Source organism: Kitasatospora sp. NPDC127111 (assembly GCF_042677465.1).
Classification (GTDB): domain Bacteria; phylum Actinomycetota; class Actinomycetes; order Streptomycetales; family Streptomycetaceae; genus Kitasatospora.
Map to the genome: position 1 here is coordinate 46504 of NZ_JBHXTG010000051.1, position 23384 is coordinate 69887.

Annotated in this window: 21 protein-coding genes and 1 pseudogene; 17 read left to right on the forward strand and 5 right to left on the reverse strand. The window is 75.4% G+C overall.

The window, feature by feature from the left end:
• The first annotated feature begins 219 nt into the window (after positions 1 to 219).
• From ACFVHB_RS26855 to ACFVHB_RS26870, 4 genes are all read left to right on the forward strand, one after another.
• A complete protein-coding gene (locus ACFVHB_RS26855) occupies positions 220 to 1989 on the forward strand; it encodes a hypothetical protein (protein WP_380327341.1) in 1770 nt (589 codons plus the stop codon).
• Positions 1990 to 2190: 201 nt separating this feature from the next.
• A complete protein-coding gene (locus ACFVHB_RS26860) occupies positions 2191 to 3837 on the forward strand; it encodes a beta-propeller fold lactonase family protein (RefSeq protein WP_380327343.1) in 1647 nt (548 codons plus the stop codon).
• A 91-nt stretch (positions 3838 to 3928) separates the two neighbouring features.
• On the forward strand, positions 3929 to 4585 hold the full coding sequence (locus tag ACFVHB_RS26865) for a transcriptional regulator (protein ID WP_380327345.1): 657 nt from the start codon (positions 3929 to 3931) through the stop codon (positions 4583 to 4585).
• Positions 4582 to 5715, forward strand: a complete 1134-nt coding sequence (locus tag ACFVHB_RS26870) for an aminotransferase class I/II-fold pyridoxal phosphate-dependent enzyme (RefSeq protein ID WP_380327347.1) — start codon at positions 4582 to 4584, stop codon at positions 5713 to 5715. Before ACFVHB_RS26865 ends, ACFVHB_RS26870 begins: the two co-directional genes overlap by 4 nt.
• A 22-nt stretch (positions 5716 to 5737) precedes the next feature.
• On the opposite strand, the gene ACFVHB_RS26875 is transcribed toward ACFVHB_RS26870, so the two are convergent.
• Together ACFVHB_RS26875 and ACFVHB_RS26880 are read right to left on the reverse strand one after the other, a co-directional pair.
• Positions 5738 to 6838: a GNAT family N-acetyltransferase gene (locus ACFVHB_RS26875; protein WP_380327349.1), complete on the reverse strand. Its 1101-nt coding sequence runs from the start codon at positions 6836 to 6838 to the stop codon at positions 5738 to 5740.
• A gap of 256 nt (positions 6839 to 7094) precedes the next feature.
• Positions 7095 to 7502, reverse strand: coding sequence for a hypothetical protein (locus ACFVHB_RS26880; protein ID WP_380327351.1), 408 nt, complete (start codon positions 7500 to 7502; stop codon positions 7095 to 7097).
• A 451-nt stretch (positions 7503 to 7953) separates the two neighbouring features.
• On the opposite strand from ACFVHB_RS26880, the gene ACFVHB_RS26885 reads away from it, so the two are divergent.
• The 3 genes from ACFVHB_RS26885 (at position 7954) to ACFVHB_RS26895 (ending at position 11598) form a co-directional block, all read left to right on the forward strand.
• Positions 7954 to 8748, forward strand: a complete 795-nt coding sequence (locus tag ACFVHB_RS26885) for a serine/threonine protein kinase (protein WP_380327353.1) — start codon at positions 7954 to 7956, stop codon at positions 8746 to 8748.
• Between the two features lie 6 nt (positions 8749 to 8754).
• On the forward strand, positions 8755 to 10389 hold the full coding sequence (locus ACFVHB_RS26890) for a protein kinase (RefSeq protein WP_380327355.1): 1635 nt from the start codon (positions 8755 to 8757) through the stop codon (positions 10387 to 10389).
• Between the two features lie 108 nt (positions 10390 to 10497).
• Positions 10498 to 11598: a calcium:proton antiporter gene (locus ACFVHB_RS26895; RefSeq protein WP_380327356.1), complete on the forward strand. Its 1101-nt coding sequence runs from the start codon at positions 10498 to 10500 to the stop codon at positions 11596 to 11598.
• 91 nt (positions 11599 to 11689) lie between these two features.
• Here the strand turns inward: ACFVHB_RS26895 and ACFVHB_RS26900 are convergent, their stop codons facing one another.
• Positions 11690 to 12706, reverse strand: coding sequence for an LPXTG cell wall anchor domain-containing protein (locus ACFVHB_RS26900; RefSeq protein ID WP_380327358.1), 1017 nt, complete (start codon positions 12704 to 12706; stop codon positions 11690 to 11692).
• Between the two features lie 528 nt (positions 12707 to 13234).
• On the opposite strand from ACFVHB_RS26900, the gene ACFVHB_RS26905 reads away from it, so the two are divergent.
• Complete coding sequence (locus ACFVHB_RS26905; protein WP_380327360.1) at positions 13235 to 14455, forward strand: ABC transporter substrate-binding protein; 1221 nt, start codon at positions 13235 to 13237, stop codon at positions 14453 to 14455.
• 233 nt (positions 14456 to 14688) lie between these two features.
• Positions 14689 to 16011: a geranylgeranyl reductase family protein gene (locus ACFVHB_RS26910; RefSeq protein ID WP_380327362.1), complete on the forward strand. Its 1323-nt coding sequence runs from the start codon at positions 14689 to 14691 to the stop codon at positions 16009 to 16011.
• A gap of 17 nt (positions 16012 to 16028) precedes the next feature.
• Here ACFVHB_RS26910 and ACFVHB_RS26915 read toward each other — a convergent pair whose 3' ends face one another.
• On the reverse strand, positions 16029 to 16427 hold the full coding sequence (locus tag ACFVHB_RS26915; protein WP_380327364.1) for a hypothetical protein: 399 nt from the start codon (positions 16425 to 16427) through the stop codon (positions 16029 to 16031).
• A gap of 346 nt (positions 16428 to 16773) precedes the next feature.
• Between ACFVHB_RS26915 and ACFVHB_RS26920 the strand changes: the two genes are divergently transcribed.
• The 8 genes from ACFVHB_RS26920 to ACFVHB_RS26955 all read left to right on the forward strand — a co-directional run bounded on the left by ACFVHB_RS26920 (position 16774) and on the right by ACFVHB_RS26955 (position 22742).
• Positions 16774 to 17463, forward strand: a complete 690-nt coding sequence (locus ACFVHB_RS26920) for a TNT domain-containing protein (protein WP_380327365.1) — start codon at positions 16774 to 16776, stop codon at positions 17461 to 17463.
• Between the two features lie 402 nt (positions 17464 to 17865).
• Complete coding sequence (locus ACFVHB_RS26925; protein WP_380327367.1) at positions 17866 to 19233, forward strand: ferric reductase-like transmembrane domain-containing protein; 1368 nt, start codon at positions 17866 to 17868, stop codon at positions 19231 to 19233.
• Positions 19234 to 19305: 72 nt separating this feature from the next.
• Positions 19306 to 19746, forward strand: coding sequence for an FMN-binding protein (locus ACFVHB_RS26930; protein WP_380327369.1), 441 nt, complete (start codon positions 19306 to 19308; stop codon positions 19744 to 19746).
• A 41-nt stretch (positions 19747 to 19787) separates the two neighbouring features.
• Positions 19788 to 20489 carry an FAD:protein FMN transferase gene (locus ACFVHB_RS26935; RefSeq protein ID WP_380327383.1) on the forward strand — a complete coding sequence of 234 codons (702 nt, stop codon included), beginning with the start codon at positions 19788 to 19790 and terminating at the stop codon, positions 20487 to 20489.
• Between the two features lie 211 nt (positions 20490 to 20700).
• The gene (locus tag ACFVHB_RS26940) at positions 20701 to 21270 is read left to right on the forward strand and encodes an HAD family hydrolase (RefSeq protein WP_380327371.1); all 570 of its coding nucleotides are present in this window, start codon (positions 20701 to 20703) and stop codon (positions 21268 to 21270) included.
• Positions 21271 to 21339: 69 nt separating this feature from the next.
• Positions 21340 to 21780 carry a hypothetical protein gene (locus ACFVHB_RS26945; protein WP_380327373.1) on the forward strand — a complete coding sequence of 147 codons (441 nt, stop codon included), beginning with the start codon at positions 21340 to 21342 and terminating at the stop codon, positions 21778 to 21780.
• Between the two features lie 5 nt (positions 21781 to 21785).
• Entirely contained in the window at positions 21786 to 22109 is a 324-nt protein-coding gene (locus ACFVHB_RS26950; RefSeq protein ID WP_380327375.1) for a PRC-barrel domain containing protein, read from the forward strand.
• Positions 22110 to 22115: 6 nt separating this feature from the next.
• Positions 22116 to 22742 carry a type 1 glutamine amidotransferase domain-containing protein gene (locus tag ACFVHB_RS26955; RefSeq protein WP_380327377.1) on the forward strand — a complete coding sequence of 209 codons (627 nt, stop codon included), beginning with the start codon at positions 22116 to 22118 and terminating at the stop codon, positions 22740 to 22742.
• Between the two features lie 211 nt (positions 22743 to 22953).
• On the opposite strand, the pseudogene ACFVHB_RS26960 reads toward ACFVHB_RS26955, so the two are convergent.
• Positions 22954 to 23384 (reverse strand): annotated as a pseudogene (locus ACFVHB_RS26960) (DNA ligase); the annotation flags it as partial.

Sequence of the window (23384 nt, forward strand, 5' to 3'; positions counted from 1 at the left end):
CCCTCACCCGGTGGGCGCACTCGCAGGGCGCGCGGCCGCTTCCGTGCGCCCAGGAGACCCTCCGTCCGGGAGACCCTCCGCCCGGGTGACCCTCCGCCCGTTCGGCCGGGCGGTCCGGCGCGTCGGCCGCGGCGGGTCGGTGCGGCGCTGCCAGTCTGACGGTCGATCAGGTGCCGGCCGGTCCGCGCGCCGGCGCCGCGAGCGCGCTAGGAGCCGCCGATGACGACCCGGTCGCCCGTTCGCCGGTGGACGGCCGCCGTGCTGGCCCTGCTCGTCGGACTCTCCACGGTCTCCGGGTGCTCCAGCACGGGCGACGGCAAGGTCTCCCCTCCGAAGTCGAGCTCGCCGAAGTCGAGCTCCTCGACGCCGGCGGACGTGACGGCCGCGGGCGGTCCGCTGGTCGGGGACCCGACCCTCGTCGCGGACGAGCAGCAGTGCGCCGCCGCCCAGGGCAACGCCCCGTGGTACCCGACCATCGCCGCCTTCGAAGTGCACGACTCGGACCGGACGCACCGCTACGGCTGCGCGCACTTCCTCGGCGCCCCGTCGAACAACCAGGTGTTCGCGTACGGTTCGAGCCAGGTGTACACCACGCCGTACAACATCGTGGACCGCGGGCCGAACGAGCTCTACGTCTACGGCGGTGGCTACGGCGACCAGGGGGCGTCCGGCTCGTTCGTCTCGCGGGTGGAGCCCGGCACCTACAACGAGGTCTGGCGGCGGGTGCTGATCAACACCGACGCGACCGGCGAGTGGGACTACCCGGGCGTCCTGAACGTCCTCGCCGACGGCAGCCTGGTGGTGATCTACGGCTACCACATCGCCAGGATCGACCCGGTCAACGGAAACGTCCTGGCGCAGACCACCCTCCCCACCGGCCAGTCCGCCCCGCGCGACACCGCCTACAACGGCTACGACGCGCTCCCCGACGGCACGATCATCGCCAAGACGGTGAACCGCCAGCCCGGCTGCACCGAACAGGGGTTCAGCGCCTTCCTCGACTGCCCCGACCCGAGCGCCGCGCCGCCCTCCGTCCTGGTGGCGATCGATCCGCGGACCCTGCAGGTGCTCTCCCAGGTGACGCTGCCCGAGATGATGGGCGGCCGGATCACCACGACCACCTTCAACGGCACCGGAGCGATCTACCTCCCGGGTGCCACCAAGCTCTACCGGTACACCTACCAGAACGGCGCCTTCGCCCCCGACGCCGGCTGGGGCCCGGTCCCCTACCTCCAGAACGGGCAGACGGCGGCGTCCGCGATGGCCGTCCTCAACGACTACGTGGTCGCGATGACCAACGGCGGGAAGCCGACCTCGACCCCGATGAGCGTCGTCGCGGTGTCCCAGAGCGACTCCGGCAAGGTGGCGTCGGTCCAGCCGTTCGCGAACAGCGGCGCCAAGAACAGCTTCATCCCGTCCATGGTCTCGGTCGACCCGGAGAACAGCCGGGTCTACGCGATGGACGCGGGGGCGGGCAAGCTCGCCGGGATCGACCTGGCGAACGGCTCGCTCTCGGTGGCGTGGTCCCAGGACCAGACCACGCTCAGCTTCACCACCCTGATCGGGCCGAAGGACCAGCGCGTGCTGATCGGGACGGACATCCCGGTGAAGTCCTTCCAGGGGCTGAAGGAGTACGACACCGAGCAGGTGGTGTGGCGTGACGCCAAGTTCGGCACCGAGCTCGCCCGGTCGAGCCAGCTGGCGAAGATGACCCAGGGCATCCTGGTGACGCCCGGCTACGCCGGTCTGCAGTACTTCCTCACGGCGGACGGGCACGTCATCGGCCTCCAGGTCGGTCCGAAGCCCGCGTCACCGTCGGCCTCGCCCACCTCGTCCGGCTCGGGGTCCGCCCCGGCGTCCGGTTCTCCGTCCGCGCCCGGGTCGGCCGCGCCGTCCGGGTCGGCCCCGCTGTCCGGGTCGGCCGCGCCGTCCGGTTCTCCGTCCGTGTCCCGGTCCGCGTCGGTGTCCGGGGCGACCGCCGCGCCCTGACCTCGTGCCGACGGGCGGGCTCGGTTCGGGTCCGCCCGCCGGTCAAGTCGAATGACGAACGGTTCTAATCATTCGGCGACAAGTCCGGTCAACTCCTGACGTTCCGTCAAGCGATCTCCTACGCTTCGTGCGGCTCCGGCGCGTGCCGGGGCCCGCGTGATCCGATGGTCCGATGGTCCGACGAGTCTGGAGAAGACCCCCGTGAGAATACGTCGTTCGCCGCGCCGCTCCTGGACGGCCGTGGTCGCCACCGGGGCGGCCACGGCCGCACTGCTGTCGCAGCCCGGTGTCGCCGGGGCGGCCGCGCCGCCGCCCGTCGTGACCGCCACCGTGGCGGTGGCGGCCTACCCGGCGGGCGTCGCGGTCGCGCCGGACGGGAGCCGGGCGTACGTGACGAGCCAGAGCAGCGGCACGGTGACCGTGCTGGACACCGCGACCGACGCGGTCACCGGCGCGTTCACGGCCGGCAGCGGCTCCTACGCCGTGGCCTGGGCGCCGGACGGGCGGCACGCGTACCTGACCCACCACCTGGACGGCACGGTCAGCGTGCTGGACGCGGCGAGCAACACCGTGACGGCCACCGTGCCGGTCGGTGCCGAGCCCTTCGGCGTCGCCGTCGCGCCGGACGGGTCGCACGTCTACGTCAGCAACGCCGGCGCCGGCACGGTGAGCGTGCTGGACGCGGCGAGCAACACCGTGACCGCCACCGTGCCGGTCGGTGCCGAGCCGCACGGCGTGGCCGTCGCGCCCGACGGCGCGCACGTCTACGTCGCCGCCTCGGGCGCGCGGACGGTGGACGTGATCGCCACCGCGGGGAACACGGTGAGCGCGAGCGTCCCGGTCGGGCACGGCGTGTTCGGGCTCGCGCTCAGCGCCGACGGCTCGCGCCTGTGGACCGCCAACGGGGGCGACAACACCGTCAGCGTGCTGGACACCGCCGCCGGCACCGTCCTGGGCACCGTGACGGTGGGCGCCAACCCGTACGCCGTCACGCTCTCGCCGGACGGGCGCCGCGCGTACGCCGCCAACTACGCCGACGACACGCTGAGCGTGATCGGCACGGCCGACCGGACGGTCACCGCGACCGTGCCGACCGGAGCCGGCCCGTTCACCCTCGCGCTCACCCCGGACGGGCGGCGCGGCTACCTCGCCGACTTCACCGGCAGCGCCGTGACCGTGCTCGGCTTCCCGCTGCCGGCGCCGGTGGTGACCGGGGTCAGCCCGGCCTCCGGTCCGCAGGCCGGCGGGACGGTCGTCACCGTCACCGGGACGGACCTGGCCGGCGCCACCGCGGTGACCTTCGGCGCCGCGGGGAACGCCGCGTCGTTCTCCTGCACCGAGACGAGCTGCACCGCCACCGCACCCGCCGCCGGCGCCGCCGGCGCCGTGGACGTCCGGGTCACCACCCCCGGCGGGACCAGCGCGGTGACCGCCGCCGACCGGTTCGGCTACACCGCGCCCACCGCCGACCTCGCCGTCGCGCTCGGGGCCACGCCGGTGGTCGGGCTGTTCTCCGGGCGGGTCGACTACACCCTGACCCTCACCAACCAGGGCCCCGCCGCGGTGGACTCGGCCACCGTCACCGCCGACCTGCCGGCCGGCCTCACGGCCTCCTCCACCGACTGCGCCGTCGCGGCCGGCAAGCTGACCTGCACCCTGGCCGTCCCGCTGGCCCGGAACGCGAGCACCACCCGGCACCTGACCGTGCAAGTCGGCCTGTTCCACCTCGGCCGCACCTTCACGGTGACCGCCGCCCGCACCGCGAGCGCCCCCGCCGACCCGGTGCCGGCCAACGACCGCGCCGCCCGGACCTGCTCCGCCACCCTGCTGCAGGTCAGCTGCGGCTGAACCGGACACCGGCCCCGCCCCGAGCCCCGGGGCGGGGCCTTTCCGTCGGCAGTGCTGGACGAAACGTCCAGACTGGACGTACAGTCCAAGCATGACCGTCGAGACCCCCGACCCGCGCGTCCAGGCCTGGTCGCCCGTCTGCCAGGCCGTCGCCCTGCTGCTCGGCCCGTACGCGGAGGTGGTGCTGCACGACGCCGTCCGGGACGAGGTGCTCGCCGTCTGGAACCCGATGAGCGGCCGGGCCCCCGGTGACCCCTCCCTGCTCGGCGAACTGGACCGACTGGACCCGGCCGCCCCCGACGTCTACGGGCCCTACGGGAAACTGCTGCCCGACGGCCGGCGGCTCTCCTCGGTCAGCGCCGTCCTGCGCGACCCGGACGGCCGCCCTTCGGCCGTGCTCTGCGTCAACCTCGACCGCGGACCGCTCGAACACGCCGCCACCCTGCTGGCCGGCTTCGCCGCGCCGACCTCGCCGCGCCCCGAACCGCTCTTCGAAGCCGACTGGACCGAGCGGATGAACGACGTCGTCGGCGGCTACGTCCGCGCCACCGGCCGCCCGCCGGAGCGGCTCACCCGCGAGGACCGGCTCGCCGTGCTGCGCGAACTCGACCAGGCCGGCGTGCTCGCCGTGCGCCGCGCCGTCCCCGCCGTCGCCACCGCGCTCAAGGTCTCGCGCTCCACCGTCTACACCCTGCTCGCCGAACTCAAGGCCGAGCCGCTCGACGCACCACAGAGGAACGACAGATGACCAAGCTCCCCGACTTCCGGCTGGAAACCCACTTCTCCCGATGGGAGTTCACCGCCCGCCACCACCTCACCGCCTCCGACGCCCAGACCATGGCGATGTCCGAACTGCTCGCCCTGGCCGGCCCCGAGGACCGGCACGCCTGGGACACCCTCACCCTCGGCTACACCGAGACCTTCGGCGACCCGGTGCTGCGGCAGGCCATCGCCGGAATGTACGAGCACGTCGACGCCGACGACGTGATCTGCTTCGGCGGCGCGCAGGAGGCGCTCAACCTCGCCATGCAGGTGCTGCTCGGCCCCGGCGACCACGCCGTCGTCGTCACCCCCTGCTACCAGTCCGCGGAGACCATTCCGCTCTCGCTCTGCGAGGTCACCGGCGTCGCGCTCGACGCCGGACGGGACTGGGCGCTCGACCTGGACGAACTGACCGCCGCGCTGCGCCCCGAGACCCGCGTCGTCTCGGTGAACTTCCCCAACAACCCCACCGGCAAGGTCATCGACGCCGCCGACTTCACCCGGCTCGCCCGGATCTGCGACGAGCGCGGGATCCACCTGTTCAGCGACGAGGTCTACCGCGGCCTGGAGCGCGATCCCGCCCGGACGCTGCCGCAGGCGGCCGACCTCTCCGAGCGCGCCCTCTCGCTCAACGTCACCTCCAAGTCGCTCGGCCTGCCGGGCCTGCGGATCGGCTGGATCGCCTGCCGGGACCGGGAGTTGCGCAGCCGGCTGGAGCGCGCCAAGCACTACGGCACGATCTGCAACTCCGCGCCCAGCGAGGTCCTGGCCCGGATCGCGATCGCCAACCGCGAGCGGATCCTCGCCCGCAACCGCGGCATCGTCGCCGCCAACCTGCCCGTCTTCGAGGAGTTCTTCGCCGCGTTCCCCGAGCTGTTCGAGTGGCGCGCGCCGGACGGCGGCTGCGTCGCCTACCCCCGCTACCTCGGCGCGGACGGCGTCGAGGAGTTCTGCACCGCGCTGGTCGAGGAGGCGGGCGTCCTGCTGCTGCCGGCGAGCATCTACCGGTCCGAGCTGACCCCGACGCCCACCGACCGGTTCCGGATCGGCCTCGGCCGCCGTGACCCGGGCCCGGCCCTGGACGCCTTCGCCGGCTGGCTGAAGTCCCGGCGGTGAAGGGGGGCTGGATCGCCGCCGGTCAGCCCCGACGGGCCGCCTTCGCACGGTACTTGAGGCCGAGCAGGGCGCCGGAGAGGCCGTGCGGGACCAGCCAGGAGACGTCCTCGCGGTCCACCGCGTCGAAGCGGTACTTGTACGGCTCGGTGCCGCGCAGGAAGTCGAAGGTGGTCAGGCCCTGGTCGGCGGCGGCGCGGATCGCCGCGGCGATCACCGCGGTGCCCAGCCGCAGGGGCGCCCAGGTCTGGTCCCAGCCGATCTGGTAGTAGGCGAAGGTGTCCTGCCAGCGGAACCCGTAGAGCACGCCGATCACCTCGCCGGCCCGCTCGGCGACCAGGAAGGCCGGGCCCTCGCCGCGGCCGGTGGCGGCGGCGCGTTCGAGCAGCCGCAGGTGCAGCGGCGCCCGGGCCGCGTCGAAGGAGGTGGCCAGGCCGAGGGCGGCGCGGCGCTGCCGGTGCAGCTCCAGCACGGTGTGCAACAGCGCCGTCCGCTCGGTGAGTTCGTCATCCTCGACGGCCGGCGCCACCCAGCGGAAGGTGACCCCCTCGGCGGCCAACTTGCGGCCGTAGCGACGGAGGTTGGAGCGGAACCGCCGGGAGCCGAGCGCGTCCGGTCCCGCCGTGAGGTCGGCGCGCGGGCACGGCGTGCGGTCGATCTCCACCGCGCCGGCCGGCAGCACCCCGCCCTGCTCCGGGTCGAGGTCGGCGAGCAGCAGCGTGGCGCGCCGCGCCCGCCGGCCGAGCCAGGCGGCGACCTCGGCGCGGCGCTCCGGGGCGACGGTGAACCCGCAGTGGTCGGCGGCGCCGGGGCCGGAGCCGAGCACGGTGAGGCAGGGGACGGCCAACGGGGCGCGCGGGTGGAGCCGGCGCCAGGTGCGCAGCAGCGGGACGACGGCCGACACCCGGCCGTCCGGCTCGCGCCAGACGGTGATCTCGCCGGTGCCCTCCTCCGTGCCGAGCGTCTCCCACCAGGCGAGGGCCCACTCGGGCGTGCTGAACCACGAGCCGCCCGGATCGCCGGCCGCCAGCGCGCGCCAGCCGTCCAGGACGTCCGCCGGCAGCGCCGTGCTGCGGTACCGGACGGGCACGGCCGCCGTTCCGGTGACCATGCCGAAAGGTGCCATCCCAATCCTTCGTGTTCGCCCGCTCCTACCCGTGGGGCGTTGTCGTCGGTCGCCGCCGGCCCCAGCCTACGGCCGGGAGGCGGCCCCATCCGCCGACAACGCGGTGCGGGCGCCCGTACCGCCACCCGATCCGGCCCGGCCGGCTCCGATCGGCCCGTCGGCGGTGCGGACGGGTCGGCCCGGGGAAGCGGACCTGCCGCCTCCCCGGGCCTCCCCGCCGGGACCCTGCCGGGACCCTGCCGTGATCCCGCCGGGATCAGAACGGGCCGGTACAGGTGGTGACCCGCTGGGCCGCCTCCATCGCCGGACCGCCGGTGGCACAGATCATCCGGAGGTCCTCGGTGACGACCCGCGGCGTGACCGCCTTGGCGTACCCGTTGGTGATGGTGGTCGCGGAGGCGACGGTGACCCACGGGCTGCCCCAGGCCTTCTGGGTGCGGATCTCGACCTGCACGAGCGTCAGCTGCTTCGGGTCGGCGGTCACCTGGGCGACCCCGACGACGCCTGCGCCGTCCTTCTGCTGCCAGACGCACGGACGGTTGGTCACGGTGGCGCACGCCACCGAGCCGCTCTCGCTGCCTGCCGTGGCGGCCGAGGCAGGGAGGGCCGTCGCCGCCGTGATCCCTGCCACCGCGACCATCAGAGCTGCGATCCGAGCGCGCATGATATGAACCTCCTTGGAAAGCAAGGGAATCTCACTGGGTGGGATGAGTCTTGCACATTTTGTGCGCATGACATATGTGCGCTGCATCACACTCATGGTGACCGTTCAACTACGTGCTGCTACCGCGTCGCCCTGGTGTCCGGACGGGGTCACCCGGTGTTCAACGGGCCGTCGGAAGCGCCGGCCGCGTGGCGTCCGGAAGCCCGGCCGCCGGGTCGCGGTGAGGTCGGATCGCGGTGAGGCCGGGTCGCGGTGAGGCCGGCTCTGGGGAGGTCGGGGTGTTCGGCGCGGTGTTGGGTGGCTCGCCAACTCGACATCGAGGGAGCCAGGTTGACGGCTCGGAGGCGCCAGTTCGGCGGCCACGCGCCACGGCGTTCACCCGTGCGGGTGGCGGACCGGCGCGAGACCGTTCGGACGGCTACCATCGACGCGACCCACGGAGGTGGCCTGCATGGACACGGTCATCGTGCAACTGCCCGAACCCCGCCCGGGCGCCGCGCCGACCGGGCTCCCGCAGCGATCCGCTCACCCCGCGCGCCCCGCGCTGCTGCACCTCGGCCCTGGCGAGGCGGCCGAGTTCGGGCGCGGCGCGCCCGGGCGGCCGGTCGCCATCCCGCTCGCCGACCAGGGCGTCTCGCGCCGCGCGGGCGAGATCACCGCCGCCGAGGACTACTGGCGGCTCTCCAACTTCAGCGGCTCCGCCACCTACGTGGTGGAGAACCTGGAGGGCGCGGGGGAGCACGTCAAGGTCGCGCCCGGCCGGCTCGGCGCGCCGGTGCCGTTCGAGTTCTCCCGGGTCCTGCTGCCCGCCCTCGGCGAACCCGCCGCCTTCAAGGTCTTCGCACCGCAACACGCCTACCTGGACGGCGAGTCCGGCGCCGACGGCGGCGAGCGGACGGTCAGCCCGTTCGCCCTGGACCCGACCTCGAAGTACTTCCTGGTGCTGCTCGCGCTGTGCGAGCCCCGGCTGCGCTCGCCGTCCGCCGCGCTCGTCCCCGGTGCGACCGAGGTGGTGACCAGGCTGCGCGCGCTGCCGTCCTGCCGCGGACTCACCCGCTCGGCCGTCAACTACCACATCGACTACCTGGTGGTCACCAAGCTCCGGCTGCGCGACACGCCCGAGGAGGCCCCGGACCCGGCCGGGCGCGGCGGCGGCAAGCGGGAGGAACTCGTGTCGCTGGCCCTGAAGTTCGACCTCGTCCGGGAGGAGCACCTCGCCCTGCTCCCGTCCCGGCAGGGTGGTTGACCCGCCGTGTCACCGCCCGCCGGGCCGGGCGCCGGCCGCCCGCCCGCCGGCGGGGCGCAGTTCGACGTGCCGCCCGGCTACCGGGTGGCCGGCTACCGCCTCGGCGAGCCGATCGGCGCCGGCGCCTGGGGCACCGTCTACGCGGCCCACGGGACGGGCGAACCGCCGGACGCCGCCGTGAAGTTCATCGGACCGGGGCGGCTCAGCCCCGGCCAGCGCCGGACCATGGCGCAGGTCGCCCGCAGCGAGATGCGGTTCAGCCGCCGCGCCGACCACCCGCACCTGATCCGCACCCTGGCGGTGGTCACCGTCGACGACCCGGCCCACCCCGGGCTCGACGGCGCGGTGGCGCTGGTGATGGAACGCGCGGCCCGCAGCCTGCAGGACGTCCTGGGCACCGCCCGGCCCCACGAGCCCGTCCCCGAGGCCGAGCGGATCCTCACCGAGGTCGCCGCCGGGCTCACCCACATGCACCGGGCGGGCTGGGTGCACGGCGACCTCAAGCCAGGCAACATCCTGCTGATGCCGGACGGGACCGCCAAGCTCGCCGACTTCGGCCTGACCGCCGAACTGGAGGGCACCCACGCCTACGCCCCGCCGCTCGGCTCGCCCGACCACGTCCCGCCCGAGTGGTGGTCGGAGCGGACCGGGGCCCGCGGCGTCGCCCTGCGGCCCGGCGCGGACCTGTGGGCCTTCGGCGTGCTCGCCCACCAGCTGCTCACCGGCGGGCTGCACCCCTTCCTCGGCGCCACCGCCCGGGCCCGCTCGCTCGCCGCCCAGGCCTATGCGCGCGGCTCCGCGCCGCTCCGGCTGGACGACGCGGTGCCCGCGCGCTGGCGCCCGGTGGTGACGGCCTGCCTGACCGCCGACCGGGAGGCCCGGGGGCGGCTGGACCTCGCCGCCCTGGTCGCGACGGCGGCCGGCCGGCGGGACGCGGCCGGCCGTACCGCCGCGCGCCCCACCGCCGTCCCGTGGCGGCGCCGCGGGCTGCTGGCCGGGGCGGGCACGCTGCTCGCGGCGGCCGCCGCGGGGCTCGCCCTCACCGGCGCCCCGGAGCCGGTCACCGCGGCCGGTCACGCCCGCCCGGCGGGCCCGGTGCAGCCGCCGCCGTCCGTCCCGTCCGGCACCGCCCCGGCGGGTGCGGCCCCGTCCGGTACGGTCCCGACCGGCGCGGCGCCGGCCGGGGCGATCCCGCCGGGCGCCGACGTGCCCGCCGAGCTGCGCGGGCCGATCGAGGACGCCGCCCGGCGCTGTCCCGAGCCGGAGATCACCCCGGCGCTGCTGGCCGCCATGCTGAAGGCCGAGAGCGGCTTCGACCCGAACGCCGCCCACCCCGAGTCCGGCGAGTACGGCATCGCGATGTGGACGCCGGCGGTGTTCAACGCCTGGGCGCAGGACGGCGACCACGACGGCGTCAAGGACTACCTGGACCCGGCCGACGCGATCGCCTCGATGGGCAACTACGTCTGCTGGCTCGACCAGCAGTTCAAGCACCGGGGGATGACGACCGACCTGCCCGCCCTCGTCACGGCCGGCTACCGGACCAGCGACAAGACGGTCGCCGACGCCCGCGGCGTACCCGAGCGGGTGAAGGCGCACGTCGCGAAGGTGCTCGGCTACCTCGCCGAGTACGGTGGCTGACCGGCGCGCCTGCCCGTGCGCGGCCCCGGTGAACCGGTCGCGCGGTCGCCGGGCGGCCCCGGCGGTGTCGCCGGGCCGACGGGGTGGCGGGATGCGATGCTCGGCCGCATGATCACGAAGCTCCGCGCGGCCACCACCCGGTGGACCGTCGTCGTTCCGGTGGTGGCCTTCGTCGTCCTCGTCCTGACCTGGAAGCGCGATCTGCCCGGCTGGGCGGTGGCCCTGGTGGCCTGCTTCCTGGCGGGCGCGGTGCTCGCCGCCGTGCACCACGCCGAGGTGATCGCCCACCGGGTGGGGGAGCCGTTCGGTTCGCTGGTGCTCGCCGTCGCCGTGACGGTGATCGAGGTGGCGCTGATCGTCACGCTGATGGCGGACGGCGGCGACAAGTCCGCCACGCTGGCCCGGGACACCGTGTTCGCGGCGGTGATGATCACCTGCAACGGCATCCTCGGCGCGTCCATCCTGGTCGCCGCGGTCAGGTACCGGGTGGCGGTGTTCAACGCCGAGGGCACCGGCGCCGCGCTGGCCACCATCGGGACCCTCGCCACCCTCAGCCTGGTGCTGCCGACCTTCACCACCAGCTCGCCGGGGCCGCGGTTCTCACCCGCCCAGCTGGCGTTCGCGGCCGCCGCCTCGATCGTCCTCTACGGCCTCTTCGTGGCCACGTTGACGGTCCGGCACCGGGACTACTTCCTGCCGGTCACCCCGGACGGCCTGGTGGTCGACGAGGACGACCACGGCGAGCGGCCGACGGCGCGGGCCGCCCTGACCAGCCTGCTGCTGCTCGGCGTCGCGCTGGTCTCGGTGGTGGGGCTGGCCAAGGGCGTCTCGCCGACCATCGAGTCCGCCGTCGCCTCGGCCGGCCTGCCGCAGTCGGTCGTCGGCGTGGTGATCGCGCTGCTGGTGCTGCTGCCGGAGACCATCGCCGCCCTGCGCGCGGCCGTCCGCAACCAGGTGCAGACCAGCCTCAACCTGGCGCTCGGCTCGGCGCTGGCGAGCATCGGACTGACGATTCCCGCGGTGGCCGTCGCCTCCGTCTGGCTGTCCGGTCCGCTGGTGCTCGGACTCGGCCCGTCGCACCTGGTGCTGCTCGCGCTGACCTTGGTGGTCGGCACGCTCACCGTCATCCCGCGCCGGGCGACCCCGCTGCAGGGAGCGGTGCACCTGGCCGTGCTGGCGGCGTACCTGGAGCTCGCGGTCACCCCGTGAGCGGGCTGCCGAGGGCCGGGCGGGCGCGGAACGCCGACGGGCGGGCCGGCGACCGTGGGGGTCGCCGGCCCGCCCGTCCGGGCTCCCGGGGTCAGGAGGACTTGCGGGTGCGGCGGGTGTAGACCACGGCGCCCGCGCCGGCCAGCAGCAGCGCGGTGCCGGCACCGGCGTACAGCAGGGTGCCGTCGCTACCGGTGGAGGCGAGGTTCTTGCCGGCCTGCGCGGCGCCCGGGATCGGGGTCGGGACGCTGACGGCGGCGGGCATGATCAGCGGCTTGTCCGGGTTGACCACGGTGTTGGCCGGCGGGGTCTGCACCGGGACGGTCGCGGTCGGGGCGGTGGACGGGCCGGTGGTGGGGGCCGGGGCCTCGGTGGTCGGCGCGGCGGTGGCCGACGCGGTCGCGGAGGGGCTCGTGGACGGCGTCGCCGAGGGGCTGGTCGACGGGGTGGCGGTCGCGGTCGGCGAGGCCGGCACGGTCGGCGTGGCGCTGGGCGTGGCGCTCGGCGTGACGGTGGCCGACGGCGTCTGGGTCGGCGTCGCCGACGGGGACTGCGACGGCGACTTGGTCACGGTCGGGGTGGCGCTCGGCGAGACCGGCGGGGTCTTGGTCGGGGTGGCGGACGGCGACGGCTTGCCGGTCGGGCTCGGGGTCTTGCCGCCGCAGTCGACCTTGAACACCTTGTGCTTGGGGTTGTTCAGGTCGGGGTCGGCCGGCAGCTTGCCGTCGACCAGCTCGACCGACGCCCAGTACAGCTTGTAGTGGCCGTCCGGCAGGTTGATGTCCTCGGTGCGGACGTGGCCCTTGCCGTCCACCGGCAGGTCGCCGAACGCGACGGCGTTCTCGCCCTTGTCGTGCACCTCGGCGATCAGCCAGATGATGTCCTGGCCGGGGTCGAAGCCGAAGGAGTCCAGGTAGAAGGTGCAGACCTTGGGCTCGTTCCGGGTGTCCTCCTGGCCGGTCGCCGCGTCGTGGATCTTGACGGTGCCGTTGTTGCCCTTGGCGGGCTTGCCGCCGGCGGCCGCCTCGGCGGTCGGGGCGAGCAGCAGCAGGGCGGCGGCGGTGGGGACGGCGACGAGGGAACGGGCCGCGGTGGAGCGGATGCGCATGCTGGTGTCCAGGAGGATCGGCAGGCCCGGTGAGGCCCGCACGGCCGGTGGGAGGAGCCCCTCGGTCCGCCGGGCAGCGACCGGTGACGGTCGGTGACGACGAACGAGAGGCCCTAAGCTCCCGCAGCCGGCGTGGCGGTGCAAGAGGGATTTGGCCGGATTGAATTGATCATCGGCTGAATGTCCGGTTAGTCCCTTGCAACGATCCGATCACCCGATTGTGCGGAAGGTGTGCGTCGCCCCGGGAGCGGCCGTCGCCGGCCGGCCCGACACCTCCCCGACGCGGCCCCGCCCGGGCCCGGGTCGGCGCGGCACGACCCGACCCGCCTCCGCCGCCCGTCGGCCGGGGTGCGAGGATGGCCCCGACCGCCCCCGACGGCGGACCTCCGCCGACCGGCCGCCTCCGCACCCCTTGGGCGGCCACAACAGGGCACACGGCGATGGGGTCCGCGCTCCGTACCCCGGCAGCCACTCCGGCGCGGCGTCTCCCCGAACGCACTCCCTCACCTGCGAAGAAGACGCATCGCGATGCTCCGTACCCTCACCATCCCTGCCCCCGGACCGACTCCCTCCGCCGACCCCGGCACGACCCCCACCACGGCCCCCGCCGTCCCCACCACGGCCCCCGCCGTCCCCACCACGGCCCCCGCCGTCCCCACCACGGCCCCCGCCGTCCCCGCCACGGCCCCCGCCGTCCCCGCCACGGCCCCCGCCGTCCCCACCACGGCCCCCGCCGTCCCCACCACGGCCCCCGCCGTCCCCGCCACGGCCCCCGCCGACCCCACCACGGCCCCCGCCGTCCCCACCACGACTCCCGCCGTCCCCACCGCGACCGCCGGCCGCTCGCGCCGGCCGCTGCGCGCCGCCGCCGCACTCGGCGCGGGCGGCCTGCTGCTCACCGGCTGCGGCAGCGGCCAGGCCGCCGCCCCCGGCAGCCAGGGCGACCTGCGCGCCCGGCTCCCCAAGGCGGTCAAGGCCGCCGGGGTGCTCAAGATCGGCTCCTACCTCAACTACCCGCCGGTGGACTTCAAGGAGCCGGGCGGCGCGCCCGCCGGCCTGGACCCGGAGCTGGCCCGGGCGATGGCCTCCTACCTCGGACTCAAGGTCGAGTTCGTCGACATGCCGTTCGCGCGGCTCATCCCGGCCGTCCAGGCGAAGGAGATCGACCTGGCGATGTCGGCGGTGATCGACACCAAGCAGCGCCAACTCGGCGCGGCCGACGACGGTCACCAGGCCGACCCGGGCGTCGACTTCGTCGACTACTTCGGCTCCGGCACCTCGATGGTCGTCAAGGCCGGGAACCCGCTGAACCTCTCCTCGCTGGAGAGCCTGTGCGGCCGGACCGTCGCGGTCCAGCGCGGCACCGTCCAGGACGAGCTCGCGACCCGGCAGACCGCGGCCTGCCTGCGGATCGCCAAGCCACTGCAGATCCACCGCTTCGAGGGTGACGAACAGGCGCTCGTCGAGGTCGCCTCCGGCGTCGCGGCCGCCGACCTGAACGACTACCCGGTGGCCCAGTACAACACCACCCAGCCCGGCCGTCCCGGAACGTTCCAGCTGGCCGGGACGACCTTCCTGCAGGCCGGCCCGTACGGCATCACCGTCGCCAAGGACAACACCGAACTGCGCGACGTGATCGCCAAGGCGCTCGACCAGGTGATCCACAGCGGCGAGTACGACAAGATCCTCGCCAAGTGGAACCTGCACCGCGGCGCGGTCTCCAGCGCGGTGGTGAACGGCGGCCTCTGACCGCCGCGCGGCACCTCCCGGGCTCACTCCGCCGGGTCACGCTCCCGGCGCGCGCTCCCGGGGCACCGCACCCGTCCCGATGGCCGGTGACGACCGGTCATCGGGACGGGGTCCGCGTGTCGGGGCGCCGCACGGCGGCCGGTGTCCCTATCGTCTGAGACCGCATCGTCTGAGACCGCCGAGTCCGTCGAGTCCGCCGAGTCCGCCGCCGAACCGACCCGTGGGAGTGCCTGATGCCCGGCCCAGAGCAGCAGTTGTCCGTCGACGAGCAGCCCGGCCGCGAGCAGGACGGCGCCGACGTGATCGTGGTGGGCGCGGGCCCGGCGGGCTCCACCGCCGCCTACCACCTCGCCCGCACCGGCCTCGACGTGCTGCTGCTGGAGAAGGCGGCCTTCCCCCGGGAGAAGGTCTGCGGCGACGGCCTGACGCCGCGCGCCGTCAAGCAGTTGGTCGACCTGGGCATCGACGTCTCCGAGGAGGCCGGCTGGCTGCACAACAAGGGCCTGCGGCTGGTCGCCGGACACCGCCGGCTGGAGCTGGACTGGCCGCAGTTGTCGGCCTTCCCGTCCTTCGGCCTGGTGCGCCGGCGGGCCGACTTCGACGAGCTGCTCGCCCGCCGGGCCGCCTCGGCCGGCGCCCGACTGGTCGAACGGGCCAACGTGGACGGCCCGTTGGTCGACGAGCGGACCGGCCGGATCACCGGGGTGACCGCCCGGCTCGGCGAGGACCGGCGGCCGGTCGGCTACCGCGCGCCGCTGGTGGTCGCCGCGGACGGCAACTCCACCCGGCTGTCGCTCGCGATGAAGCGCTACCGCCGCACCGACCGCGCGATGGGCGTCGCCTACCGGACGTACTTCACCACCCCGCGGCACGAGGACCGCTACCTGGAGGCCTGGCTCGACCTGCGCGACCCCCGGGACCCGGCCCGGCGCCTGCTGCCCGGCTACGCCTGGGTGTTCGGGATGGGCGACGGCACCGCCAACGTGGGCCTCGGCGTCCTGGACACCGCCGCCGTGGCCCGCGAGGTCGACTGGCGGGACCTGCTCCGCCGCTGGTGCGCCGACCTGCCGCCCGAGTACGGCTTCACCCCCGAGGGCGTCACCGAGCCGGTCCGCGGCTCCGCCCTCCCGATGGGCCTCAACCGCCAACCCCACTACGCCGACGGCCTGTTGCTGGTGGGCGACGCGGGCGGCACGGTCAGCCCGGCCACCGGCGAGGGCATCGCGTACGCGATGGAGTCCGGCCGGTACGCCGCCGAGACGATCGTCCAGGCGCTGGCGCGGCGCACCGACCGCGGCCGCGAACTCGCCCTGCGCGCCTACCCGCAGGCGCTGCGCGCCGCCTACGACGGCTACTTCGCGCTCGGCCGGCTGGCCGCCGACGTGCTCGGCCGCCCCCGGCTGCTCGGCGCGGCCGGTGCGCTCGGCCTCGGCCACCCGGCCCTGCTGAGGACGGCCTTCCGGCTGATGGTCAACCTGACCGAGCCGAACTCCCGCGATGCGCTGGACCGGCTGCTGCACGTCCTCGGCAGGATCGCGCCCAGTAGCCGGTCCTGACCGCTCGTCGGTGTTCGCTAGCGGTCGAACCAGCTCCGCCCCGCGTTCGACGTGTAGGCCCCGACGATGAGCACGGAGACGGCGAGGCCCGCCAGCGACGCGACGGCGCCGGTGAAGAGCAGGAGCAGGCCGCTGATGATCCCGAGCCACTCGATCACCAGGACGGTCGCCCTGGTCCAGCCGGCCCGCCGCGGGGCCAGGGCGGCGCAGACCGCGAGCAGCACCGCGATCAGGAGCGACAGCGCGGCGAGGAGGCGGAGCAGTCCGGCGTCGCTCCCGTACGGGTCGGTGGCGATCCCGAACAGCACGAGCGCGCCGATGCCGTTGAGGACGGCGTGCAGCCAGACGCCCGCGACCGCCCACTTGATCGATGCCGGCATCTGTTCGGACGCCCATGGGTTCGCCTGGTTCGCCATGCTGACCACCCCCCGGAAGTCGTAGGGCCGCGGCCGGCGGCCGGGTCGTACCGGAGATGGTCCGACCGATCTGATGAACTGTCAACATCCTTTGTGGGCCGTGGAAAGGATTCGTGAAGCGGCGGGGCCCGGGAGCGCCTCCGGCGCGCAGGGGGGTGGCCCGCCGTCCCGTGCGCCCCCGTCCGGTGCGGCGGCGGACCGGCCGGAACGGGAGAAACGGGCGGTACTCCGGGCCCGTCCTGTTGACGAGGAGTCAGGTGATCCGCTTGCCTTGGTGGCGACCTGAGCACGGAGGGTGACGGATCGCCCTTCGGTTCGCCGTGACGCTGACACGACGGAGACATTCGTGCGCCTTCGCCTTCGCCTGATCGCCGCCCCGCTCGCCGCGGTCGTCGCCCTGCTCGCCCCGGCCGCCGTCCCGGCGTCCGCCGCCGACGCCACCACGGGCAGCGCCACCGCCGACGCGGCCCTCGCGACCCCCTCCGACGAGTGCTCGGAGGCCGACCACCACGGCGACCCCCGCCTCGGCCCCGAGGACCTGCCGACCACCGGCCCGGTCGGCCGCGAGCTGATCGGCTACCGGCGCACCGGCCACCTCTCCGAGGAGAAGTTCCTCGCCACCTATTACAGCCCCACCGCCAACAACGGGAAGCCGGGCTGGATCTACCCGCCCGCCAACGGGTACGTCACCCTGCCCGACGGCACCCCGATCGAGTTCGAGCTCACCCTCCACCCGAACCAGAACATCGACCGCTACGGCAGCGAGTACGGCTCCTTCCTCGCCCCCGAGGGCCTGCCCTACGCCAGCCGGTCCATCCCGCCGCAGAGCCTCGACAGCAACCCGGCGGCGAGCTGCAACTACCACGACTACAAGGTGCTGAAGCCGTTCACGGTGCACGCCGGCCCGATCGCGCCCTGGTTCGGCCAGCCCGGCTACGGCCTGCAGTACCAGCTGGACGCGGCGCTCGTGCCGGACGGCCCGGCCCGGCTGAACGTGCTCTGGCTGGTCGACAACGGCTACCTCGCCCGGATCTGACGACCCGCCCGGGCGGCCGTCCTCCGACGGGCCGGGGTGCTCCGGGAGGGTGGCGGGCCCGGGCGCTTCGACGCCCCGGGCCGGCCACCCAACGACGGCGCCGACACGGCCCCGACCGGCGCCGCCGGCCCGAGCCCGCCTCGGCGGGTCGGCGCTCCTCCCCTGTCGGCGCTCTTCCGCCCGCCGGCCCCTCAACCGGGCGCGGCGACGGCGGCCGCGAGGAGCGCCGCAGGTGAGAAAGCGGTGAGATCCACTCGGGCCCCTCCGCCTCCCCTCACCCCACCTGACCTGTGAAAACACCCTCCCAGGCGCCGTCTGAAGGGCGGCTGAGAGCCGCGCGCGCGGCCTGCTCCGCTGGCATGGTTGGCCTCCCAGCCAGCACCGGCCGCCGAGGAGGGCACCGTGACCGCACCGCTCGCCCACCGAGCCCGACAGGCCGGCCCGGCACGCCCGGCCGGCCCCGCCCACCGCCTGCCGCCCGACGCGACGGCCCGCGCCGTCCAAGTGGCGGTCGCGGCCGGAGCCGCCGCCGTCCTGGCGCTCTGGTGGCAGGACACCGAGCACGTCACCGGCGCCGCGCAGTGGCTGACCGGCGCCGGGCGGATCACCGGGCTCCTGGCCGGCTACGCCGCCCCCGTCCTGCTGCTCCTGATGGCCCGGCTGCCGGTGCTCGAACGCGGCGTCGGCGCCGACCGGCTGGCCCGCTGGCACGCCTGGGGCGGCCGGTACCTGGTCGGGCTGCTCGCCGTCCACGTGCTCACCGTGATCTGGGGCTACGCCCTGGCCGACGGACGCGGCCCGCTCGGCGAGGGCGTCGACATCCTGCTGCACTGGCCCGAGATGCTGAAGGCCACCCTGGCCACCCTGCTGCTGCTCGGCACCGGACTGGTCTCGGCGCGCGCCGCCCGACGCCGGCTCAGTCACGAGACCTGGTACTACCTGCACCTGGCCACCTACCTCGCGGTCGCCCTCGGCTTCGGCCACCAGCTCGCCACCGGCACCGACCTGGGCCCCGGACCGGCCCGCCTCGGCTGGACCGCGCTCTACCTCGGCACCGCGCTGCTGCTCGGCTGGTACCGGCTGGCCGTTCCCCGGCTGCGCGACCGCCGTCACCGGCTCACCGTCGCCGAGGTCCGCCCCGAGGGCCCGGGCGTGGTCTCGGTCTACCTCACCGGCCGCCGGCTGCCCGAACTGCGGGCCGAGCCGGGCCAGTTCTTCCGCCTGGAGTTCCGGACCCGCGAACTGCGCTGGGCCGCCAACCCCTACTCGTTGTCCGCCCCCGCGCACCCGCACTTCCTCCGCTTCACGGTCAAGGACCTCGGCACCCACAGCGCCGCCGTCGCCGCGCTGCGCCCCGGCACCGGGGTCCGCGCCGAAGGCCCGTACGGCGCCTTCACCGCCCGGCGGCACCGGACGCGGCAGGTCCTGCTGCTCGGTGCCGGTGTCGGCATCACCCCGCTGCGGGCGCTGTTCGAGACCCTGCCCGGCGAACTCACCCTGGTCCAGCGGGCCCGCAGCGACCAGGACGTGCTGTTCCGCGCCGAACTCGCTCTGGTCGCCGGCCGTCGCGGCGCCCGCGTCCACGAACTGCTCGGCAGCCGCGCCGAGATCGGCGACCTCGGCACCGCGCTCGCCCGTCTCGTCCCCGACCTCGCCCGGCACGAGGTGTACCTGTGCGGCCCGCCGCGGTTCAGCGCGGACGCCGTCCGGGCGCTGCGCGGCGCCGGGGTGCCGCGCGGGCGCATCCACCACGAGTCCTTCGCGCTCTGACGCGGCCGCCGGTCCGTCCGCGCGCCCGGCCCCACCGACCCCCGCCTGTTCCGCCGTCCCGAGGAGCGACCGATGCGAAGAGCCGTCGTCAGCTGCACCGCCACCGCCGCAGGCGTGATCCTGCTGCTCTCCCTCAAACCGCACGACGGCGGGGCCGTCCAGGCCTCCACCGGGACCACGCGGGCCTCCGCCGGCGCCGCCTCCGCCCCGCCCGCGGCCTCCGCCTCCGGTTCGTCGACGCGGACGGTGACGGGGGACGCCGTCCCGACCCGGTACGGCCCCGTCCAGGTCAGGATCACGCTCGACGGCACGAAGCTCACCAAGGTCGAGGCCGTCCAGTACCCGACCGGCGACCGCCGCGACCGGGAGATCAACGCCGGCGCGATACCCGTCCTCGGCGAGGAGGCGCTCGCCGCCCAGAGCGCCGACATCGACGTCGTCTCCGGCGCCACCTACACCAGCGACGGCTACGCCGGCTCCCTGCAGAGCGCGCTCGACAAGGCCGGCCGGTGACCACCGCACCGCGGCCGCTGCTCCGGCACGCCGAACACGTGATGGGCACGGTCTTCTCGTTCGCCGTCCGCGATCCCGGACCGGGCACCGAGGCCGCCCTGCGACGGATCACCGCGCGGCTGCACGAGATGGACGCGGTGTTCTCCCCCTACCGGGCCGACAGCGACATCAGCCGCCTCGCCCGCGGCGAACTCGCCCTCGACCACTGCCACCCCGACGTCCCCGAGGCGCTCGCCCGCTGCCGCGAGGTCGCCGCCGAGACGGACGGCTGGTTCACCCACTGGCTCGGCGGCCGGCTCGACCCCAGCGGCTGGGTGAAGGGCTGGGCGGTCGAGGAGGCGTCCCGCCTGCTGCGCGCCGCCGGGTCGGCCGACCACGTGGTGAGCGGCGGCGGCGACGTCCAGACCGCGGGCGGCCCCTGGCGGGTGGGCATCGCCGACCCCCTGCGCCCCGGCGTCCTGGCCGCCACCGTGACCGGTCACGACCTGGCCGTCGCCACCTCCGGCACCGCCGAACGCGGCCCGCACATCCTCGACCCGCACACCGGCCGGCCCGCCACCGGCCTCGCCTCCCTCACCCTGGTCGGCCGCCACCTCGCCCGCACCGACGCGTGGGCCACCGCCGCCTTCGCCATGGGCCCCCACCGCGCCCTCGCCTGGGCCGGCCGCCACCCCGCCGTCGAAGCCCTGGCCATCACCTCCGCCGGCACCCACCACCGCACCCCGGGTTTCCCGGCCGGTTGAGCCGGGTGCCCGGGCGTGGGTCCACGGGACGTGGGCGCACGGGAAGTCGGTGCGGCCGACGCGGGTTCCGGCGGCCCGCGGGGCGGACGTCGACCGGGCCGACTCCCCGTGACCGGGCGAGCCGACTGCCCGTGACCGGGCGAGGGGTGGGGGAACGGGCCTAGTCTGGAAGGGCGCGCCCGTGCGTGGCACGGAACGGGACGGTGGGCCAATGACGGTCATCTCGGCGGCACTCTTCGGTACCGACTGGCGCGGTGCGCTGCCCGGCTCCGCACCTGCTGCCGTGTCGGCCACCGCGGCGAACGCCGCGTCCGCCGCCGCCAGTGACACCGCGTTGCTGCGGGAGTGCGCAGCGCGCGGGTGGACGGTGGTGCTCACCGGGCCCGGCCCGGTCGGGGCCCCGGCCCTGACCGTCGCCGCCCCTGGCCGCGACCCCGTGCGTGCCGCCCTCGACCTCGTGGACGGCACCCCCTCGCACGCCGTGTTCGTCGCCGGGAGCGTGCCGGAGGTGCTGGCGGCGCGCCGTGCCGCCGTGCCCTGCGTCGCGCTGGAGAACGGCGGCGCGACCGGACCGGAGCTGCGGGCGGCGGGCGCCGCCGAGGTGCACCGCGACTCCGACGCCCTGCTGCACGTGCTGGACGACAGCCTGCTGGCCCGGCCGAGGGCCTTCGGCGACTGCCGTCCGGCGGTTTCCGCCGCCCCGGCCGGCCTCGGCGCCGCCGGACCGGGGCCCGCGGACCCGAGTGCTTCCGGCCCGGGGAGGCCCGGCCGGAGTGGTTAACGGACACCCGGAGTGGGCAACCGCCCGGGTGTGAGGACGACGTCACCGGACGTGTCGGAGGTGACCGAGATGGACGGACCCGCGTTGAGCGGCCGGGAGCGGCGGCTTCTGGAGGAGATCGAGTCCGATCTGCGCCAGGACACGCGCCTGGACCGGCGGTTGAGCACGATGGGGGCCAAGCAGCCGAGCCGGTTCCGGACCGGGCTGCGTCGCGTGGGTCAGAAGCTGCCGCCCGGTGTGCTGATGACCGCGCTGGTGATGTCGGTGATCTGCCTCAGCATCGGCGTGCGCACCCCGACCACGCCCGTGCTGGTCGCGGTGGCGCTGGTCTGGGCGCTCAGTGTGGTCGCCGCCGTCGGCGTGGCGGCCCTGGTGCGCCGGCGCCGTCCGGGCGGGCCGGCCGACCTGGGGGAGATCGACCTCCTCGGGGGCGAGGACCGTGCCCGCCGTCCGCGCCGCGAACGCGGGGAGCCCGGGGAGCGCCGTCCCTGGGACCAGCCGGAGGCGTGACTGCCATGACGACCGACTTGTGGGAGTACCGCCCGGGCTCCCACCACGCCACCGACATGAGCCTGGCCGGCTACGAGGTGGAGGCCACCGACGGCCCGCTCGGCCGGGTCGAGGAGGACGTCGGCGACCACCTGGTGGTCGACGCCGGACCGTGGGTGCGGGGCACCCGCCTGCTGGTCCCGGTGGGGCTGGTGGCCCGGATCGACCACCTGGAACTGGTGGTCCACCTGGACTGCCCGCGCGCCCGCGTCCGTTCCGCCCCGCCGCCCGCCGCCTCCGAACTGACCGCCCTCGGCCGCTCCGCGCTGGACGACCACTACACGGGGTGAGCCGCGGTGAAGCTCGTCGCGCTCACCGGGCGGACGGTGGCCTTCCTGGTCGCGCCCAAGGGCGTCGAACAGGCCGAACTGACCTCCCCCTGGCAGGCGGTGGCCGAGGCCGGCGGCACGCCCCGGCTGGTCTCCACCCGCCCCGGCCGGGTGCAGGCGTTCAAGCACCTGGACCGGGCCGACACCTTCCCGGTGGACGACGTGGTCGTCGACGCGGACGCCGCGCACTACGACGCCCTGGTCCTGCCGGGCGGTGTCGCCAATCCCGACCACCTGCGCACGGACCCGGCCGCGGTGGCCTTCGTCCGCGCCTTCTGCACCTCCGGCCGGCCGGTCGCGGTGATCTGCCACGGCCCCTGGACGCTGGTGGAGGCCGACGTGGTCCGCGGGCGGACCCTCACCTCCTGGCCGAGCATCCGCACCGACCTGCTCAACGCCGGCGCGCACTGGGTCGACGAGGAGGTCCACGTCTGCCGCGACGGCCCCGGGGTCCTGGTCTCCAGCCGCAAGCCGGCCGACCTCCCGGTCTTCAACGACACCCTGGTGACGGAGTTCGCCCAGGCCCCGCCCGTGCAGGGGCACCCGCCCTGGGCCACCGCCCACGAGCCCGCGCCGTCCCGCCACGTCCGGTGACGCCGGGCCCCGCGCGGCGGGGGCGCTCCGGGCGGCACGGCCGCCCGCCGGGCAGCCCCGGCCGGACTGCACCCGCTGCCGGGCCGCGGCCAACCCGCGGTCCGCGCCGTGCCGGGCCCGGCGGCTCGGCCCGGCCCTCGCCGCCGAGAGCGGCGGTCGGCCGGCGCCACGACGTCGACGCGGTGTCAACGACCGTCCGTCGCCACGGGTTTCAGTCCCCGCGCAGGCGGACGAAGGTCGCCGTGGGCGGCCGTCCGGTGACCGTCACCTCGGCCCGCAGCGGGGTGGTCAGCGGGCGGACGCTCCCGTGCTCCGGATCGCGGACCGGATCGCCCAGCCTTCCCACGGCCGCCTCCGCCACCTGCCGGGCCTGCAACGGCGTCAGCTGCGGGGTGGAGAGCAGCACCCGGCCGTCGTCCAGCTCCAGCACCAGGGCCCGTGGCCGGGCCGCCGTTCCGGCGACGGCGCGGACGGTCGCGTCGACGGTGTCGCTGCGCCGGTACTTGACCCAGACCTGGCCGGCGCCGCGGGGCCGGTAGGCGGAGCCGGCGGCCTTGCAGACCAGTCCCTCCACCCCGGTGTCGGCGAGTTGCTCCATCCAGGTCAGCGCCTCGGCCCGGTCGGTGGTCGCCATCACCGCTG